The following is an 18,766-nucleotide window of genomic DNA, read 5'->3' as shown; positions in this document are numbered from 1 at the left end:
TGATGATTAGTCAAAGTCTATTTCTTTCTTTTTTCGTTTGTTTGTCTTTGAATCTGAATCACTTGCATCAGATTTTTTTCTTTTCTTATTTTTTCCACTTCTGTTTGATCTTCTTATGCCTTCGTTTTCGGCTGAGGTTCCGTTGTCAATTTCTTTGTCCCTGTGGAAATCTAATCGATAAGAAGCTCCGAAATTTACAGCAAACACAGAAGGTGTGTCTTTTGTGTTAAAGGTTAATGCTGTATCCAATTGAAAATCTTTACCCCACAAATAAGCACCGCCAAATCTAAAAAGATTATCGGCATAAAAATCACTTTTTATACCTTGTGTTTCGCCAAAAATTACCCATTTTGGACTGAAAGAATGTGTTAGTGTTAGTATATATTGAAAATCGGATTGGTCTGTACCTATGCGGTCTTTAATTAAATTCATTACTAAAACCCATCCACCAGAAAAGTTGTTCTGCGTAGCAATCATCACTTTCGGGCTAAAACCTTCAATTCCTGTAAAGGTATATGGATTAGGTTTTGTGTCGTAATTTGCGCCTAAGTATACTGAAACAGCAGGAATTAACGATTTCCATTTAAATTGACGGTTTGCTTTCCAGCTATACAGGTTCGGTTTATCTTCCTCGGCATTTTTATAAGGATCAAAAATAAGATATTTGGCTCCTACTGCAAGAAATTTAAAATTTGCTCTTCTGTCGTCTTCCGAAAAATTAGACATGAATGTTTTAGTATCGTTTTGGTAAGTTCCTTCAATGTTTAATTCTAATTCTTCAAACAATAGTCCGTATCTCGCAGCAAAATCAATTCCAAAACCAGAAACTTCGTAAGCCGCAGCTGGTGTTCTTTCTTCTTTTAACATATAGGGTCCGAACTCAAATTGTGCCACATTGGTTCCAACAGAAAATGCGCTTCTAGATACGCCTGGTCTATTGGAATTAATAACATCGGTATATTGGCAAAAGGCTTGTGTTACTGTTAAGCAAAACAACAGCAATAGGATAGATTTAATTGGGCTCATAATCATAAGTTTAACTAGCTTTTTTGTAAAAAGGTATTAAAGGCTTTTTCAAATATAGATATTTTATACTTTTTTTATCATTCTTGAACGTTTTTTAAAGAGATAGAATTGTATTTTTGTTATGTATTATAAATTAAAAGCTTAAAATGGGTTTATTAAGAACCATACTTATAATTGTATTAGTTTACTACGGAATAAAAGTACTTTCAAGAATTTTTGCCCCTTTTTTGGTAAAATATGCTTCTAAGAAAATGGAAAAACAATTTGGCGAACAATTTGGTGATTTTCAAAAAACACAAAGAAAAGAAGCTCCTAAAAAAGAAGGTGAAGTTATAATTGACAAGATTCCTAAAACAAAAACTTCAAATAAAGACGTTGGAGAATATGTGGATTACGAAGAAATTGAATAGGTTTTTTCTATTGTTCATTATGAGTTAAATGCCAGATTAATGTCTTGTGGCACCCTATTGTAAATTCTCAAAAAATATACTTAATTTAACCATCGTTGTTTTTTAAAACATATCCATGCAGTTATCAACTAAAAAGTATTTACCTCACGTATTCGTTTTACTAGGTTTTATTATAATTTCATTAGCTTATTTCAGTCCTGTTTTACAAGGAAAAGCCATTTATCAGAATGATATAGTGCAGTATATTGGTATGAGTAAGCAACAAACTGATTTTAAAGCGGAAACTGGAGCCGAAACCTATTGGACGAATGCTGCTTTTGGAGGAATGCCAACGTATCAGTTAGGCGCAAGGTATCCGCATAATTATATAAAAAAGCTTGATTTGGCATTACGTTTTTTGCCACGACCAGCAGATTATTTATTTCTATACCTGTTAAGTTTTTATGTGTTTTTAATCGTGTTAAAGGTCGATTATAAACTCGCAGTTCTAGGCGCATTGGCGTTTGGTTTTTCTACCTATTTAATCATTATTTTAGGTGTAGGGCATAATAGTAAAGCGCATGCCATAGCTTATATGCCATTAGTTTTAAGCGGAATTTTACTTGTGTTTCAAAAACGATATGTTCTCGGGTTTTTGCTCACTACCATTGCTATGGGCTTAGAATTAGTAGCAAATCATTTTCAAATGACCTACTACCTCATGTTTTTAGTGATAGTTTTAGGTATCGCGTATTTGGTTGACGCTTTTAGAAAACATATGCTTTCTCATTATTTCAAGTCTATTGGAATTTTAATTGCCGCAGTTGTTTTATCAATCGCATTAAACGCTACAAATTTTTTAGCGACACAGGAATATGTCAAGGAAAGTAAGCGAAGTAAAAGTGAATTGACCATAAACTCAGATGGTACACCAAAAGAGGAAACTTCTGGTTTAGATAGAGATTATATAACGCAATTTAGTTATGGCATTGTTGAAACGTTTAATTTGTTTATTCCGCGTTTCATGGGAGGTGGTAATAGCGAAGATGTTGGACGAGATTCGGCAACTTACGAAGCTTATAGAAAACTAGGAGCCACGACCACACAAGCAGCACAAGAGGCTAAGCGTGCGCCTATGTATTGGGGGAAACAGCCTATTGTTGAAGCTCCAGCGTATGTCGGTGCAGTAATATTGTTCTTATTTGTATTCGCTTTGTTTTTAGTAAAGGGAAGATTGAAGTGGTGGCTAGTTGGTGGAACGCTGTTTTCTCTATTATTATCTTATGGAAAGAATTTAGGGTTTCTTACAGATATTTTTATTGATCATATACCTCTTTACAACAAGTTTAGAGCAGTAAGTTCTATTCAAGTGATCTTAGAGCTATGTATTCCTGCTTTAGCTGTTTTTGGTTTAGTTAAACTCTTTAATGATTTTAACAAGAAAGAAGATAAATTGAAAGCGCTAAAGCTATCTGTAATAATAACGGGTGGTTTAACTCTAATTTTCATATTGTTTAAGTCCTCTTTGTTTGATTTTGTTGGAATTAACGACGGACTTTACCGTCAGAATTACGGACAAGATTTTGTGGATGCCTTAAAAACAGATAGAAAATCAATATTTGCCCAAGACGCGATTCGAACACTGGTTTTAGTGTTACTTTCTGCTGGAATTATTTACTGCTTTTTAAAGGAAAAATTAAAGGAGCAATGGGTAGTAGTAGCTTTAGGGGTATTAATACTTTTTGATTTGGTTGGTGTTGATAGGCGCTATGTAAATAATGAAAATTTTGTTGCAGGCGTGAAGATGAGTAAGCCTTTTCAAGAAACAGAGATAGATAAGTATATTTTAAAAGACACGACGCATTTTAGGGTTTTTGATATGGTTTCAGGACCATCGAAACCTTCTTATTTTCACAATTCATTAAATGGCTATAATGCTGCGGAGTTAAGACGCTACCGTGAAGTATTCGATTTTCATATAGCACAAAATAATATCAATGTATTTAATATGTTAAATACAAAGTACATTGTGGCTCAAGATGAAAATGGAGATGCCTTTCCTTATATGAATGATCAAGTTAATGGCAATGCTTGGTTTGTGAATGATTTAGAAAAAGTAGAATCCGCAAATAGTGAAATTACTATTTTAGGGGAATTAGATACAAAAGCGAAGGCGGTATATACAAATCATGAAGCCTTATCATCTTTTCAAAATCTTAAGAATAAGTACGATATAGATTCATTGGCTGTTATTCGTTTAATTAAGCATGCTCCAAATTATTTAAAGTATCAGTCAACTAATAAAAATGATGGGTTTGCGGTGTTTTCAGAGATTTACTATCCTAAGGGTTGGAAAACTTATATTGATGGTAAAGAAACAAGCCACATGCGCGTAAATTACATTTTACGCGGTATGCCAATTCCCGCAGGCAACCACACCATAGAGTTTAAATTTGACCCAGAAGTGGTTAAAACCGGAAGTAGTATTGCTTTAGCGAGTTCTATTATGCTTGGTGTGTTATTATTAGCTGGATTGTTTTATGAGTTTAAGAAAACAAAAGGTGTCTAAAAAAGTTCTTATAATCACGTATTATTGGCCACCAGCTGGAGGTCCCGGAGTACAGCGTTGGCTTAAATTTGTGAAGTATTTGCCAGAATTTAGCGTAAATCCAATTGTTTTTATTCCGGAAAACGCAAATTATCCAATTATAGATGAAAGTTTAGTTTCTGAAGTTTCAAAAGATGTTACTCTGATTAGTCATCCCATTAGTGAGCCTTATAAATGGGCTAGTTTCTTTTCAAATAAATCTTCAAAAACAATTAGTAAAGGAATTATTTCTGATAAAAAGGAACAATCTTTTATGGAGAGAGCAATGCTTTTTATTCGAGGAAATTTTTTTATTCCTGATGCGAGAATTGGCTGGGTAACCCCTTCGGTGTCTTTTCTTTTAGACTATATAGAAAAGGAAGGTATAGAAACGATTATTACTACTGGTCCGCCACATAGCGTGCATTTAATTGGGCTTCATTTAAAGCAAAAACTAGACGTAAAGTGGTTTGCAGATTTTAGAGACCCGTGGACCACTATTGGGTATCATAAACAACTTAAATTAACTCCAGCTTCAAAAAGGAAGCACAAATCATTAGAAAAGCAAGTATTAAATTCGTCCGATCAAATTATTGTAACAAGTTGGGAAACGAAAAAAGAGTTTCAGGCCATTACAAAGAAGCCTATTGAAGTTATCACTAATGGATATGATAATCAAGAAGCTGTAAATATTCAAATGGATTCAAAATTCAGTATGTCGCATATTGGGTCGTTATTATCTAAACGAAATCCTGAAATTTTATGGCAAGTTTTAAGTGAATTAATCCATGAAAACGAAAGTTTTTCGAATGATTTTCAACTCAATTTAGTAGGTTCAGTTAGTGTAAGTGTTTTAAATTCAATAAAAACTTATAACTTAAGTGATTATATAAATAGAGTAGGTTATGTTTCACATAAAGAAGCTATTACATATCAAAATAAATCACAAATTTTATTGCTTATTGAAATAGATTCTGAAGACACCAAGTGCATTATTCCTGGTAAACTTTTTGAGTATATGGTATCAAATAGACCTATTGTTGCCATTGGTCCTAAAGATTCTGATGTAGAAAAAATTATTAAAGAAACCAATACAGGAAACTACTTTAACTATAAAGATTACGAATCATTAAAAAGAATTATCTTAGACCATTATAAAGCTTATCAAAATAATACGTTGCAGACTCACCCCATTGGTTTGCAAAAGTATCACAGAAAGGCACTTACAAAATCGCTAGCTAATTTACTATAATGGGAATCGTTGCATCACAGTCCTTTAAAAACATCATTTCCACCTATTTAGGCTTTTTTATTGGAGCTATTAATACCTTATTTCTTTATACCGAATTTTTAAGTGATGAGTATTACGGTATGGTAGGTTACATGCTGTCTTTGGCCTACGTAGTGATGCCTTTTATGGCATTTGGGATGCACAATACCTTAGTTAAATTTTATTCAACTTTTAAAACAAGAGTTTCGCTAAATAGCTTTTTGACACTCATGCTGGTGTTGCCTCTTTGTATTATAGTTCCCATAACGCTTATAACATATTTGGGTTATGAAACCATTGCAAGCTTTCTTTCAAACAAAAACGAAATTATAAAAGACTATTTGTGGCATACTTTAATCGTAGCCATTGCTTTGGCTTATTTCGAAGTGTTTTTTGCTTGGGCTAAAGTACAGATGCAGACGGTGTTTGGTAATTTTATGAAAGAAGTGTTTCATAGAGTTGGCGCTATGGTTCTGCTGTTTTTATTGCATATTAAAGTAATAGATTTGGAGCAATTTATGGCAGGATTGGTTTTGGTTTATGTGTTGAGAATGCTGGTAATGACATTTTATGCCTTTAGCATTAAACTGCCTAAAATTATTTTCAAACGTGTTCCTAATTTGTCAAGTATTTTAAAATACTCTTTTTTAATAATCATTGCGGGTTCAATTGCCACTATTTTGTTAGATGTAGACAAGGTAATGCTCGGGCATTATATTGATATTAAAGAGATTGCTTATTACAATGTAGCCATATTTATAGCTACTGTAATTGCGGTGCCTCAGCGCTCAATGCATCAAATATTATTGCCTTTATCAGCAAAATATTTAAATGAAAAAGATTTTGACGCTTTAGAAGATTTGTATAAACGTAGTTCGCTTAATCTATTTATTATCAGCGGGTTTATTTTTTTGTTGATTGTTTTAAACATCAATCAATTGTATCACATTATCCCTGAAGAGTTTAGTGGAGGATTGTTAGTTGTATTTATGATTAGCTCCATAAAGCTTTATGATAATGCATTAGGAAGTAATAATGCTATTTTGTTTAATAGTGATTATTATAGAGTTGTTCTTGTTTTAGGAGTGATACTTGTGGTTTTAATGATTCTTTTAAATATACTGTTTATACCAATTTATGGAATAAATGGAGCCGGTATTGCTACGTTTATTGCAGTTTTTGTCTATAATACTGTAAAGTTGATTTTTGTTTACAGAAAGTTTAAAATGTATCCTTTTACACGTTATACTTTTAAAATTGGGTTATTATTGGTAGTGAGTGTATTGTTGTTTTATTTTTGGGAATTTCCTTTTCATCCTATATTGAACATAGCATTAAAATCGGCATTAGTTTCAATACTGTATCTTGTTGTAATTTATAAATACAATTTTTCAGAGGATATTTCTTTGGTGATGAAGAAGTATTTAAAATTCCTGAATTAATAAAAGAGAAAACCCCACGATGTTGCTTTGAGGCGAACTACTCGTAGGGCTTTCCAAACTAACCAACCAAAATTTTTATGATCGTCTTCTGTTTGAAGTTGTCGATCTTGTATTGTTTCTAGAATTACTTTTTGCTTGCGTAGCTCTTGTTGTTGTACGTTTTTGCGTGGTTGTTCTTGGCTTATTCACCGTACGCTGCGCAATTTGAGTATTTCTAGTGCTTCTTGTATTGTTACTATTATATTTACGAGTATTTGTGCTTTTTGGTTTTTGAACTGTTCTAGTTTTTTGTTCACGTCTTACCTCATTTGCTCTTGTGCTCGTATTTTTATTATTTCTATTAACGTTATTTCTTGTTGTTCTAGTATTGTTTGTAGACGTTGTTTGTCTATTCACAGTTCTATTATTGTTCTCTCTTGTAACTCTATTGTTGTTATTAGAAGTTGTTCTTCTCGTAGTTTCGCTTCTATTAATATTTCTATTAACTGCAGACGAATTAGATTTTCTTGAGTTATTATTAATAGAGTTATTTCGTCTTGTCGAATTGTTGTTTTGAGCAACACTTCTTCTAGAGTTTGCGTTTCTGTTAACTTGAGTAACATTTCTTTGGCTTCGATTTACAGTAGCATAATTTCTGTTTCGCTTAATCTCGTGTCCTCTTCTTGTTGCAATTGCAGTTCTAGGTCTGTAATTGTTATAAAAAGGTCTTCTATATGTATAACGAACAGGGTTGTAAAATTGTCTGTAAGGCCTGTTATATACTACACAATAATCGTATGCAGGAATACTGTAGTAACGGTGCCAAGGTCTGTAAACGTAGGCTCTGTTGTAAATGTTTATAAATCCAGTATAATGCGTAAATACGTTATTTCTGTAGTGAACATATAATCCACCAATTCGGTTTACATAACCAAAATTGTTATAGTAAATATTTACATTTCCAACTTGAGAAACACGTCCGTAATAATCATAAAAAATAGGTGTATTTTCAATTTGAATTATTGCACCAAACTCATCATATTGTACGTAAGCATTATAATCGTAACCAGAATTGAAACTAATATTAACATTTCTTGTATTAACATTTACACCGAAACGTGAATTGTTTCTTAAGATGTTAAAATCAAATTGACCATCTCTAAATACAGAGAATTCGATGCCATTTTCTACAAATATGAAAGAGTTTCCATAACCTCCATAATATGTTGCATTGGCATTGGCTTCAGTTGTGTTGGTTGTGGTTGCGTTAACAGTAAATCCTGTTAGGATTAATCCTGCTAATAAGAATATAAACTTTTTCATAATTGTAAATTTTATGGGTTACGTTTTAGTAATTACAAACAGCGTGCCAAAAAAATACATTATGTGTTGAAGCCTTATAAACACTAAGAAAATTATTGGTTGTTTCTTTTTGTCTATTTATATATGATTATAAACGACAATTATTAATTACAAATAGTTACGTTGATGGTGGGATATTCAATTTTTAAATTAAAGGAATTAAAAAAACCTCGAAGTCTTTACAACTTCGAGGTTTTCACTTTTAACTAATAACTAATCTCAAAAAATTATTTTCTCTTCTTTTTTAGTTTGTTAACCTTACCATTTTTTTTGTAATAGTAGTAGCTGTCGTCATAATCATTATGGTGTCTATCTAAATCTTGATAATTAACCACATCGCAATGAGACACACGGTTGTTTCTGTTCACAAATCCTCTGGTGTGTACAATTTCTCCCCAACGGTTATATTGTACTCTTAAACCACCAATTTGATTTACTGTAGCATGTTTACCTCTGCTATAATTGATAAAAACAGAGCCAACACGAGTAATATTTCCTCTTCGGTTATAATTTAAATACACATTACCAATGCGTCTTACTTTACCAAAACGGTCTCTTGAAATAAGTACACCGCGATTATTTTTTGAGGATACTGTAAAAGCTACCGATACATTCGGACCTCTTTGTGAGGTATTAATGTTGCTTCTTCTAGAATTGTTTCTATGTAAAATATCATCATCATAATCGTCGTAAATATTTGTGTTAAAATCGAAACTGCCATCAGGGAATATTAAAAACTCTATACCGCGTTCAATAAACGAAATTGGTTCTGCAAAACGGTAGTTTTTCTTTTTCTCTAACTTTATTTTTGGTTTCTGGTTGTTTAGTTCTGATGCTGATGCAGTTGTTAATCCTATCAACAAACTTGCACATACTAGTAATAATCTTTTCATAATCTTAGGATTTTCATTCTGCCTACTCTTTAGCTTTTCGGCTTACGCTATTGCTTAATGGTTTTCAATTTGCGTGCCAAAAATGTAAGCGATTGTTTATAAGCTACTTAGGTTTGTGTTATAAATTAAAATGTTGTATGGATTTGCTGATTGTGATAATTATGAAAATAATAAGGATACTATTTGGTATACATAGGATATTAGGTGAGGCAAAATTTTTGTTACTTTTATAGAAACCAATCATTTATAATGAAAACCAAAAAAGAAACTTGCAAAAATTGCGAACAACAGTTTAATGAAGGTTTTAAATTTTGTCCGCATTGCGGGCAGCAAGCTAAAGACGAGCTTACTGTAAAGGTGCTGTTTTATAATACGATTAGTAATTATTTTTCCTTTGATGCGCGGTTTTTTAAGAGTTTCTTACCCTTATTGTTTAAACCTGGATATTTAGCATCAAAATTTATTGAAGGCAAGCGGTTGTTGTATTTGCATCCGGCGCAAATGTATTTGTTTATTGCCATAGTGTTTTTCTTCTTGTTTTCGTTTATTCAACGTAGCCAAGTGCAAAGTTTGAACGATAGTCTAGCAAAAACACTTAAAAAGGACAATGCTTTTAATAAGTTTAAAGATGAGGGCATTTTAGATTCTTTAAAATTGGTTCAGGAAACAGTTAATAATTTACAAGATTCAATTACTAGAGCAAAACTTCTTAAATCGTTAAACGACAACGTTTTTATTGATGAATATTCTAAAGAAAAAATAGATTCTTTGTTTATAGAAGAAGTCGATGACCAAAAACGTACGGTTACATTTGATTTTGATGAAAAGAAGGTAGATTCTCTGATTGAAGTAGATGCACCAGAGGCTCAAATTTATAGGGCTATGGGAATGGAGCAGGATGCTGGTTACATTAAAAAACGTATTTATAAACAGGCCTTAAAGTTTTATAAATCCAGAAGTGGCGGCAGTATTTTACAAGCATTTTATGATGCGATACCTATTGCTATGTTTTTTTTACTACCCATTTTCGCGTTGTTTTTAAAGCTATTTTACAGGAAACATGGGTTGTACGCGCATCATTTAGTATTTAGTTTTTACTACTTCTCTTTTTTGTTTACGGTATTTAGTATCATTATTGGAATCAATTTTATTTTTGATATTCCAGATTGGTTGGATTGGTTATTAGCCTTTTCTACTTTTGTTTATTTGTACTTGGCCTTAAGACGTTTTTATAATCAAAGCAGGTTTAAAACCTTGGTAAAGGCAAGTGTTACTTCAATTTTGTTTTTAATATTTGTGGCGCCATTAACAGCTGCGGTTTTAGGAATGTTTGCCTTTTTGTTTTATTGAAACGACTAAAGAATCAATTCTAAATAGAATTTTGATTCGCGTTAGGGATTGTAATGAAACATTTATGTTCAAGAATTCATTAATTTAAAATAGAAATCCATGAATAAAAGCCCGCAGGGAGGCACGACTGAGGACTTGGAATGTAAAGCCCGACCCTTGCGGTAACCTGCCTGCAATCAGTCAGATGTCCAAGAAATAATAATGCTTTTACAGTTTATCTTTTAAATACTTACCAGTTTCAGATGTTTTTATTTTAATGATCTCTTCGGGAGTGCCAGAAGCTACAAGGTGCCCGCCGTTTTCACCGCCTTTAGGACCTAAATCGATAATATAGTCTGCACACTTTATTAAATCGATATTATGCTCGACTACAATTATGGAGTGCCCTTTGGCAATTAACGCGTTGAAGGATTTTAATAGTTTTTGAATATCGTGAAAATGTAGGCCTGTTGTGGGCTCGTCGAAAATAAAAAGTGCTTTTTCTTTATTGTTTCCTTTTCCTAAAAAAGAAGCGAGTTTGATACGCTGCGCTTCACCGCCTGAGAGGGTAGAAGAGCTCTGGCCCAAAGTGACATAGCCTAAACCGACATCTTGCAGTGGTTGTAATTTGTTTTTAATTTTAGTTTGTGCTGTGGCTTCGAAGAAAGCAACAGCATCGTCGATAGTAAGATTTAGAATGTTATCTATATTTTTATCGGCAAACGTGACTTCTAGAACTTCTTTTTTAAAGCGTTTGCCTTTACAGGTTTCGCATTCTAGATGCACATCGGCCATAAATTGCATTTCAATGGTTACTTCACCTTCGCCTTTACAAGTCTCACAGCGTCCGCCATCTACATTAAAAGAAAAATGTTTTGCTTGGTAGTTTCTTATAACGCTTAGCTTTTGTTTTGAAAAAAGGGCTCGAATATCGTCGTAAGCCTTTATGTAGGTTACTGGATTAGATCTTGAAGACCTGCCAATTGGATTTTGGTCTACAAATTCGATATGGTTGATGTTGCTAAAATTGCCTTCTAAGGTTGTAAACTGTCCTGCTTTATCACTAAAATCGGTGAGTTTTTTTTGAATTGCTGGAAATAGTATTTTTTTAACCAATGTACTTTTTCCGCTTCCAGAAACCCCTGTAACTACAGTGAGCATACCCAATGGGAAGGTAACATTGATGTTTTTTAGGTTGTTTTCGCGAGCACCAATTACATCTACGTGATATTTTGAAGTTCTTCGGGTTTTTGGGACTTCAATTTCTAACTCACCATTTAAATATTTTGCTGTTAATGATTGTGAAGCTAAAATATCTAGAAATGTGCCTTCTGCAACTACCGAACCGCCAAAAGTTCCTGCTTCGGGACCTATGTCAATTATTGCATCGGCAGCTTTCATTATATCTTCGTCGTGCTCAACAACAATTACGGTGTTTCCTAGATCTCGTAATGATTTTAAAACTGAAATGAGTCGTTCGGTATCTTTTGGATGCAAGCCTATACTAGGTTCATCTAAAATATACATAGAACCGACTAAGCTGCTTCCTAGCGAGGTTGCAAGATTGATCCGTTGACTTTCACCGCCAGATAACGTATTTGATTTTCTATTAAGTGTTAAATAATCTAAACCAACATTAGCTAAAAACGACAATCGATTATTGATTTCCTTTAATAAACGACTAGCAATTTGAGTATCATAATCGTTTAATTCGAGTTGCTTAAAAAAGTTGGTTAGTTTATTTAATGGCATTTCAACCAAATCTGTAATTGTAGCTCCAGCAATTTTTACATAGTTAGCCTCGGGTCTTAATCGCTTACCATTACAAGCTTTACATTTTGTTTTTCCGCGGTAACGCGATAGCATCACACGGTTTTGAATTTTGTATGCTTTAGATTCTAATTCGGCAAAGAAAGAATTTAATCCTTCAAAATATTTATTACCTGTCCAAACAAGTTGTTTTTGAGCGTCTGTTAATTCAAAATATGGTTTATGAATTGGAAAATCGAATTTATGCGAGTTATTCACCAATTGGTCTTTATAATAACTCATGCTTTCACCTCGCCATGGAAAAATGGCGCTCTCATATACCGATAATCCGGTGTTTGGGATTACTAAATCGTCATCAATTCCAATAATATCACCATAACCTTCGCATTTAGGGCATGCGCCGTAAGGATTATTAAAGCTGAATAAATGCACATTAGGTTCTAAGAAGCTTATGTCATCCAATTCAAACTTATTGCTAAATGGTCGTTGCTTGTTGTCGCTTAAAGTTTCAATGATGCATTCGCCTTTGCCTTCAAAAAAAGTAGTTTGAATGGCATCTGCGAGTCTGTTATAAAAATCTTCTTCGTCTTTGGTGATAACTCTATCAACAACTAGTAAAACCTTATCTTTTTTAGATATTTTCGGAGCTTCGTCTATTCTTAAAACGTTATTATTAACTTTAATTCTTGCGTAACCTTGCTGTTGCAGCGTGTTGATTTTGTCTTCAATTGTTCTGCCTTCTTCTAAATAAATAGGAGCAAGTAGTAACAGTTTTTCGCCTTCAGGAAATGTTTTTAAGTAATTTAAAACATCTGTTACCGTGTCTTTTTTTACTTCCAAACCAGATACAGGGGAGTAAGTTCTGCCTATTCTAGCGAAAAGTAATTTTAAGTAATCGTAAATTTCTGTAGTTGTACCAACCGTTGAACGTGGATTGGTAGAATTCACTTTCTGTTCTATGGCAATAGCGGGAGCAATGCCTTTAATATAATCTACTTTCGGTTTGTTTAAGCGCCCTAAAAACTGTCTGGCATAACTTGATAAACTTTCTACGTAGCGTCTTTGTCCTTCCGCGTAAAGCGTATCAAAAGCTAAACTTGATTTCCCTGAGCCCGATAAGCCTGTAATAACTACTAATTTGTTTCTGGGTATTACTACATCGATATTTTTAAGGTTGTGCAATTTTGCACCTTTTATGATGATGTTTTCTTTAGGATTTACTTCAGAAAGCGCAGTTTTCATAGATTTTATGGGAATAATTCCGCAAAGATAAGACAAGTATGCGAGCATAAAAAATAACCGTTTATCGAATATATTGTTAAAAAAAGGTGCTAATTGTTGCTTTTTAGGAATGATTGTTGTTATATTTGGAATTCATAACAATTTAAAAACGAGCATCTATAGCATAAAAAATTACTTTTAAACTTAATAACCCCAAGCAACGAAGGCCACTTCGTGCATTAAAAGTAAATATTATGCAGAAAGAACTTATTACCGATGCTATCCTAGTTAGTGAATACATTAAAGGAAACGAAGGTGCTTTAGAAATCTTAATTAAAAGGCACAAACAAAAGATTTACAGTTTTATTTATTCAAAAGTATACGATAGAGATGTTGCAGAAGACATTTTCCAAGATGCTTTTATAAAAGTAATACGAACGCTTAAACGCGGAAATTACAATGAAGAAGGTAAGTTTTTGCCTTGGGTAATGCGTATTTCGCATAATTTGGTGATTGACTATTTTAGAAAAAATAACAGAATGCCAAAATTTGATAATGCAGGTGAGTTTAGTATTTTTTCAGTTTTAAGTGATAGTAGTTTAAATGCTGAAAAAGCCTTGATAAAAGAACAAGTTGAATTTGATGTGCGACGATTGGTTGATGAGTTGCCAGACGACCAAAAAGAAGTACTTTTAATGCGTATTTACAAGGATATGAGCTTTAAAGAAATATCTGAAAGAACGGGTGTAAGTATTAACACTGCTCTAGGAAGAATGCGTTACGCACTCATTAATTTGAGAAAAATAATTGATAAACATAATATTGTTTTAACGAACTAATACAATAATCTAATTTTTGTTTCGTTTACTATTTGAATTAACCCTTAAATAGAAAAAATGGCAAAAATTTACTCTGAAGATTTTATTAAAAAAAATAAAAATCTTGAACCGCGAGAAGAGACGGTTAATTTTCTTCTAAATTATTCTAAGGCTTTAAGTGTTATAAATTGTAATAAAATGAAGTTTGAAGCGCTTCTGAACTAAGTATTAAAAGTCCTGATTTTATTAAAATCAGGACTTTTTGTTTCTATAGTATTCGTTGATAACAGATTTTCTTCCAATAGTTTTAGTGATAATATCTTTTTCTAAATCCCAACCTCTTGCAGGTGAATACTCTCTACCATACCAAATAATTTGAAGGTGTAAATCATTCCATAGTTCTTTTGGAAACAGGCGTTTAGCGTCTTTTTCAGTTTGAACTACGTTCTTACCGCTACTTAAATTCCATCGATACATAAGTCTGTGAATGTGCGTGTCAACAGGAAAAGCGGGAACCCCAAAAGCTTGAGACATTACTACACTTGCAGTTTTATGTCCAACTGCAGGGAGTTCTTCTAGTGCCTCGAAACTTTGAGGTACTTCTCCGTTGTGTTTTTCTATTAAAATTTCCGATAAGCCATGAATACCTTTACTTTTCATTGGCGATAATCCTACCGGTTTGATTATATCTCTAATTTCTTCAACGGTAAGTTTCACCATATCATAAGGGTTGTCTGCCTTTTCAAATAATAAGGGGGTAATTTTATTGACTCTAACATCGGTACTTTGTGCAGACATTAAAACGGCAATAAGCAGTGTATAGGGGTCTTTATGGTCTAAAGGAATGGGTGTTTCAGGATAAAGTTTGTAGAGTGTATTAATTACGAAGTTAACCTGTTCTTTTTTAGTCATAAATTGTACTTTTGTTAAAAATCAAAGTTAAGACTATGAAAACATTAAAACAAGGTGATGCGGTTCCTAATTTTACTGCAAAAGATGAACAAGGGAATACCATTTCATTAAGTGATTATAAAGGAAAAAAATTAGTAGTTTTCTTTTATCCTAAGGCTAGTACTCCTGGTTGTACGGTGGAGGCGTGTAATTTAAGAGATAATTATAAGGCGTTACAAGAAGAAGGTTTTGAGTTGTTGGGCGTAAGTGCCGATTCAGCCAAAAGACAAGCTAATTTTAAAAATAAATACGAATTTCCATTTCCTTTATTAGCAGATGAAGATAAAACGGTTATCAACGCATTTGGTGTTTGGGGACCTAAAAAGTTTATGGGAAGAGAGTATGATGGTATTCACAGAAAAACTTTTATTATTAATGAAAAAGGTATTGTAGATCGTGTTATTGATAAAGTAAAAACTAAAGATCATGCTGCTCAAATATTAGAGTAGAAAACAATAAAATAAAAAAAGCCGATTGACTTACAATCGGCTTTTTTTGTGAGCATTAATTTTAAATTATTTTCGCTTTCTGCTTAAAGTAAGTGGTTTTCTGGTGTAGCCAAACAATCTATAATCTTTTATTAATTCAGCTGTTCCGTCAGGTACCATATCTTCCCAACCTGTTTCACCTTGGGTAATTAAGCGTAATATTTCTCTAGAAAATATATTCATGATACTTTCGTCATAATCCGTAATATCTATAACTTTACCGTTGTATTTAAAGAATTTATATAATTCTTTCATACGCGGATAAACCTTTAGGTTTTCACTAGTAATTAATTCTCCAGTTTTTGGATCTAGCATTGGGTATAGGTAAACTTTCAGGTCTTTAAAGAATAATTTTCCAAAAGCCTCCAGTATTCCACCACTTAAATGGCGGTAATATTTCTCATCAAAAATATCAACTAAATTACTAACGCCCATGGCTAATCCCATTCTGGCTTTGGTGTAATTTGAGAAATATTCAACAACTTTAAAATATTCTTGAAAGTTAGATATCATTACCGATTGCCCTAAAGAACATAGTAAGTCTGCACGATCAATAAAATCTTGTTCATCAATTTCACCTTCAGCTCTTAAGTTGGACAGTGTAATCTCAAAAACAACGACAGTTTTCTTTTCATCAACCTTATTTTCTTTGATAAACATTTGATATGATTTCTCATACATTTCCATGTTTACTTTGGTAACTGGTCTGAAACTACCACGAAGCGCTAATATATTTTTCTTATAAAATATCCTTGCAGGTAATACGTTTGTACCGTCTGGACCAAACATTACGGCATCGGTCATTCCGTTTTTAACCAACTGCAAACTCATCAAACGGTTATCAATGTTTTTAAATACCGGACCCGAGAAATTAATCGTATCAATTTCTATTTGATCTTTATCTAAATGGTCATATAAATAACGAAGTAGTTTTTTTGGTTCGTTATACTTGTAAAACGCCCCGTAAATTAAGTTTGTACCTAAAATACCTAGTGTTTCTTGTTGCAATCTAGCGTCGGTTTCTTTAAAACGAATATGAAGAATGATTTCATTATAATCAGCACCAGCTTCCACTTGATATTTTATTCCTACCCAACCATGGCCTTTAAATTGTTTAGCAAAATCGATAGTTGCAACCGTATTGGCATATGTAAAGAATATTTTGTTGGGATTTTTTTCGCGAGTAAGCCTGTTTTCCATCAAGTCCATCTCATGGATGAGCATTTTTCTTAAACGCGCTTCAGTAACATATCTACCATCAGCTTCAGCACCGTAAATCGCATCACTAAAATCTTTATCGTATGCAGACATAGCTTTAGCTATGGTTCCAGAGGCGCCTCCAGCTCTAAAAAAATGACGACAAGTTTCTTGACCAGCACCTATTTCAGCAAAGGTTCCGTAAATGTTTTCATTTAAATTTATACGAAGTGCTTTTGATTTTAGCGATGGGATGTCATCAAATTCTTTATCCCCTTTAATGGTAATCTCCATAGTGTATAATAGGTTACGTCTTGTTTCACAAAGGTACCAAATATGTGAAGCAAACAAAAAAAATAAACTTATTTTTGTGTAAACATTAGATTTTTGAAAATAACTTTTCTCGGTACAGGTACATCTCAAGGTATTCCAATTATAGGAAGTGATCATCCAGTTTGTTTGAGTAACGACCCAAAAGATAAACGTTTAAGGGTTTCAGTTTTAGTAGAATGGGACGCTTTTACGTATGTTGTTGATTGTGGACCAGATTTCCGTTACCAGATGCTTAGGGCAGGTGTAAAAAGAATTGACGGCATTGTGTTTACGCATGAACATTCCGATCATGTTTTGGGTTTAGATGATATTAGGCCGTTTTATTTCAGGCAAGGGAACATTCCGCTGTACGCACACAAGCGCGTTTTAAAATCTATAAAAAGACGGTTTGATTATTTTTTTGCAAAAGAAAATAGATATCCAGGAGCACCGGAAGTCATAACACATAGAATTAAAAACAAACCGTTTAAACTGAAAAATTTAGAGGTTGTTCCAATTAAGGGAAAGCATTTTAATTTGCAGGTATTTGGATTTAAGTTTAATGATTTTGCGTATTTAACAGATATGAAAACAGTTTCTGATAAGGAAATTGAAAAAATTAAAAATGTAAAAGTTCTGGTCATTAATGCGTTGCGCATTAAGCCACATCAATCACATTTTAATCTGGAAGAAGCCTTAGAGTTTATTGAAAAAGTGAATCCAGAAACGGCCTATTTAACGCATATAAGCCATTTGCTAGGGTTCCATAAAGAAGTTGAAGAATCATTGCCAGAACACGTGTTTTTGGCTTATGATGGCCTTAAAATAACAGTTTAATAAATTATTACAATGAAGCAAAGAATTTTTATGTATTTGTTTGTGTTTACAGCACTTCTCGTATTATTTCAGTATGTAAGCGCTAAACGTATTATTGAAGATTTAAACAAAAAGTTAGATAGCAGTAAATCTCAAGTTGAGACTTATAATGATTCTATTACAGCGTTGAAAGATGAAATTTTGGAAGTGTCTCATTTTAATTTGTATAGAAATGAAGATGCTATTAGTTATTTTGAAGACGACGGATATAAAATAGATGAACTAATTCCCTTTATTAAAGATGAACTTTATAAGTTGAACGAAGTGAAAGGTGAGCATCCGTTAATTCCTTATGGCTCTAGTGAAGGCAGAAAAATGCTTATTAATACGGTAAAAATGCTTAATCATAAATGGATTATTGCCGATTTTTCGGATGGTGAATTTTGGGGTGAAATTCTTTTAACTTATGAGATCACTAACGATAAAAGTTTAAAATTCAATCTTGTAGAGTCCTTTTTATACCCTTTTGATTAGTCTATTTTTATAGCAACACCTTTTTCTTTTCGTTTGTTTTCGCCTTGATTAAAAGAGGCTTTTGAGTATTCAAACGTATAAGAACTATCAGTTGTTGTTAGAATTTTCATGTGAATTGGGTCTTTCTCAGAAATAGACTTTGGGCTTATTTTATAAAGTACAAACTCACAATCATTTATCCATTTTACTTTCGAGCTATCTGTCTTTCCGTCGTAAAAATTAATACTGTATTCATCCGTTCTCGTGAATGTGCCTGTTTTTGGCTCGTTATTCACTACGTAGTCAAACCGAAATGTACCAGTTTTATAGTCATTGCAGTTTCTAGAAGCCTCGTAACAACTAAAAAAACTCAATAAACTTAAAAGATATAGATATCGCATAA

Annotated in this window: 16 protein-coding genes; 9 read left to right on the top strand and 7 right to left on the bottom strand. The window is 32.8% G+C overall.

Annotated features, from left to right (window positions below):
* Positions 1 to 6: 6 nt before the first annotated feature.
* Positions 7 to 1,026, bottom strand: coding sequence for a transporter (locus BUA46_RS03710; RefSeq protein ID WP_019388748.1), 1,020 nt, complete (start codon positions 1,024 to 1,026; stop codon positions 7 to 9).
* A 146-nt stretch (positions 1,027 to 1,172) separates the two neighbouring features.
* On the opposite strand from BUA46_RS03710, the gene BUA46_RS03705 reads away from it, so the two are divergent.
* The 4 genes from BUA46_RS03705 to BUA46_RS03690 all read left to right on the top strand — a co-directional run bounded on the left by BUA46_RS03705 (position 1,173) and on the right by BUA46_RS03690 (position 6,714).
* Positions 1,173 to 1,436 carry a DUF4834 family protein gene (locus BUA46_RS03705; protein WP_019388747.1) on the top strand — a complete coding sequence of 88 codons (264 nt, stop codon included), beginning with the start codon at positions 1,173 to 1,175 and terminating at the stop codon, positions 1,434 to 1,436.
* Between the two features lie 115 nt (positions 1,437 to 1,551).
* Positions 1,552 to 3,984 (top strand): YfhO family protein, encoded by a 2,433-nt coding sequence (locus BUA46_RS03700; protein ID WP_019388746.1) that lies wholly within the window; start codon positions 1,552 to 1,554, stop codon positions 3,982 to 3,984.
* On the top strand, positions 3,956 to 5,254 hold the full coding sequence (locus BUA46_RS03695) for a glycosyltransferase (RefSeq protein WP_019388745.1): 1,299 nt from the start codon (positions 3,956 to 3,958) through the stop codon (positions 5,252 to 5,254). The genes BUA46_RS03700 and BUA46_RS03695 overlap by 29 nt, the downstream gene beginning before the upstream one ends.
* Positions 5,254 to 6,714: an oligosaccharide flippase family protein gene (locus tag BUA46_RS03690; RefSeq protein WP_019388744.1), complete on the top strand. Its 1,461-nt coding sequence runs from the start codon at positions 5,254 to 5,256 to the stop codon at positions 6,712 to 6,714. The genes BUA46_RS03695 and BUA46_RS03690 overlap by 1 nt, the downstream gene beginning before the upstream one ends.
* A gap of 75 nt (positions 6,715 to 6,789) precedes the next feature.
* On the opposite strand, the gene BUA46_RS03685 is transcribed toward BUA46_RS03690, so the two are convergent.
* Entirely contained in the window at positions 6,790 to 8,016 is a 1,227-nt protein-coding gene (locus BUA46_RS03685) for a hypothetical protein (RefSeq protein WP_019388743.1), read from the bottom strand.
* A 266-nt stretch (positions 8,017 to 8,282) separates the two neighbouring features.
* Positions 8,283 to 8,948: a hypothetical protein gene (locus BUA46_RS03680; RefSeq protein ID WP_143148067.1), complete on the bottom strand. Its 666-nt coding sequence runs from the start codon at positions 8,946 to 8,948 to the stop codon at positions 8,283 to 8,285.
* A 249-nt stretch (positions 8,949 to 9,197) separates the two neighbouring features.
* Between BUA46_RS03680 and BUA46_RS03675 the strand changes: the two genes are divergently transcribed.
* Complete coding sequence (locus BUA46_RS03675) at positions 9,198 to 10,298, top strand: DUF3667 domain-containing protein (protein WP_019388741.1); 1,101 nt, start codon at positions 9,198 to 9,200, stop codon at positions 10,296 to 10,298.
* 207 nt (positions 10,299 to 10,505) lie between these two features.
* Here the strand turns inward: BUA46_RS03675 and uvrA are convergent, their stop codons facing one another.
* Positions 10,506 to 13,289, bottom strand: a complete 2,784-nt coding sequence (gene uvrA, locus BUA46_RS03670) for an excinuclease ABC subunit UvrA (protein ID WP_019388740.1) — start codon at positions 13,287 to 13,289, stop codon at positions 10,506 to 10,508.
* A 233-nt stretch (positions 13,290 to 13,522) separates the two neighbouring features.
* Between uvrA and BUA46_RS03665 the strand changes: the two genes are divergently transcribed.
* Entirely contained in the window at positions 13,523 to 14,107 is a 585-nt protein-coding gene (locus tag BUA46_RS03665; RefSeq protein ID WP_019388739.1) for an RNA polymerase sigma factor, read from the top strand.
* A gap of 231 nt (positions 14,108 to 14,338) precedes the next feature.
* Here the strand turns inward: BUA46_RS03665 and BUA46_RS03660 are convergent, their stop codons facing one another.
* Positions 14,339 to 14,998, bottom strand: coding sequence for an endonuclease III domain-containing protein (locus BUA46_RS03660; protein ID WP_019388737.1), 660 nt, complete (start codon positions 14,996 to 14,998; stop codon positions 14,339 to 14,341).
* Between the two features lie 35 nt (positions 14,999 to 15,033).
* Here BUA46_RS03660 and bcp point away from each other — a divergent pair, with 35 nt between their 5' ends.
* Positions 15,034 to 15,486 carry a thioredoxin-dependent thiol peroxidase gene (gene bcp / locus BUA46_RS03655; RefSeq protein WP_019388736.1) on the top strand — a complete coding sequence of 151 codons (453 nt, stop codon included), beginning with the start codon at positions 15,034 to 15,036 and terminating at the stop codon, positions 15,484 to 15,486.
* A gap of 66 nt (positions 15,487 to 15,552) precedes the next feature.
* On the opposite strand, the gene BUA46_RS03650 is transcribed toward bcp, so the two are convergent.
* A complete protein-coding gene (locus BUA46_RS03650; protein ID WP_019388735.1) occupies positions 15,553 to 17,016 on the bottom strand; it encodes a hypothetical protein in 1,464 nt (487 codons plus the stop codon).
* 93 nt (positions 17,017 to 17,109) lie between these two features.
* Here BUA46_RS03650 and BUA46_RS03645 point away from each other — a divergent pair, with 93 nt between their 5' ends.
* Positions 17,110 to 17,871 (top strand): MBL fold metallo-hydrolase, encoded by a 762-nt coding sequence (locus BUA46_RS03645; RefSeq protein WP_019388734.1) that lies wholly within the window; start codon positions 17,110 to 17,112, stop codon positions 17,869 to 17,871.
* 12 nt (positions 17,872 to 17,883) lie between these two features.
* Complete coding sequence (locus BUA46_RS03640; protein ID WP_019388733.1) at positions 17,884 to 18,384, top strand: hypothetical protein; 501 nt, start codon at positions 17,884 to 17,886, stop codon at positions 18,382 to 18,384.
* Here the strand turns inward: BUA46_RS03640 and BUA46_RS03635 are convergent.
* A complete protein-coding gene (locus BUA46_RS03635; RefSeq protein ID WP_019388732.1) occupies positions 18,381 to 18,764 on the bottom strand; it encodes a hypothetical protein in 384 nt (127 codons plus the stop codon). The genes BUA46_RS03640 and BUA46_RS03635 overlap by 4 nt on opposite strands.
* Positions 18,765 to 18,766 lie beyond the last annotated feature (2 nt).

The organism is Algibacter luteus (genome assembly GCF_900141715.1).
Classification (GTDB): domain Bacteria; phylum Bacteroidota; class Bacteroidia; order Flavobacteriales; family Flavobacteriaceae; genus Arenitalea; species Arenitalea lutea.
This window is presented reverse-complemented; position numbering and strand designations above follow the sequence as displayed.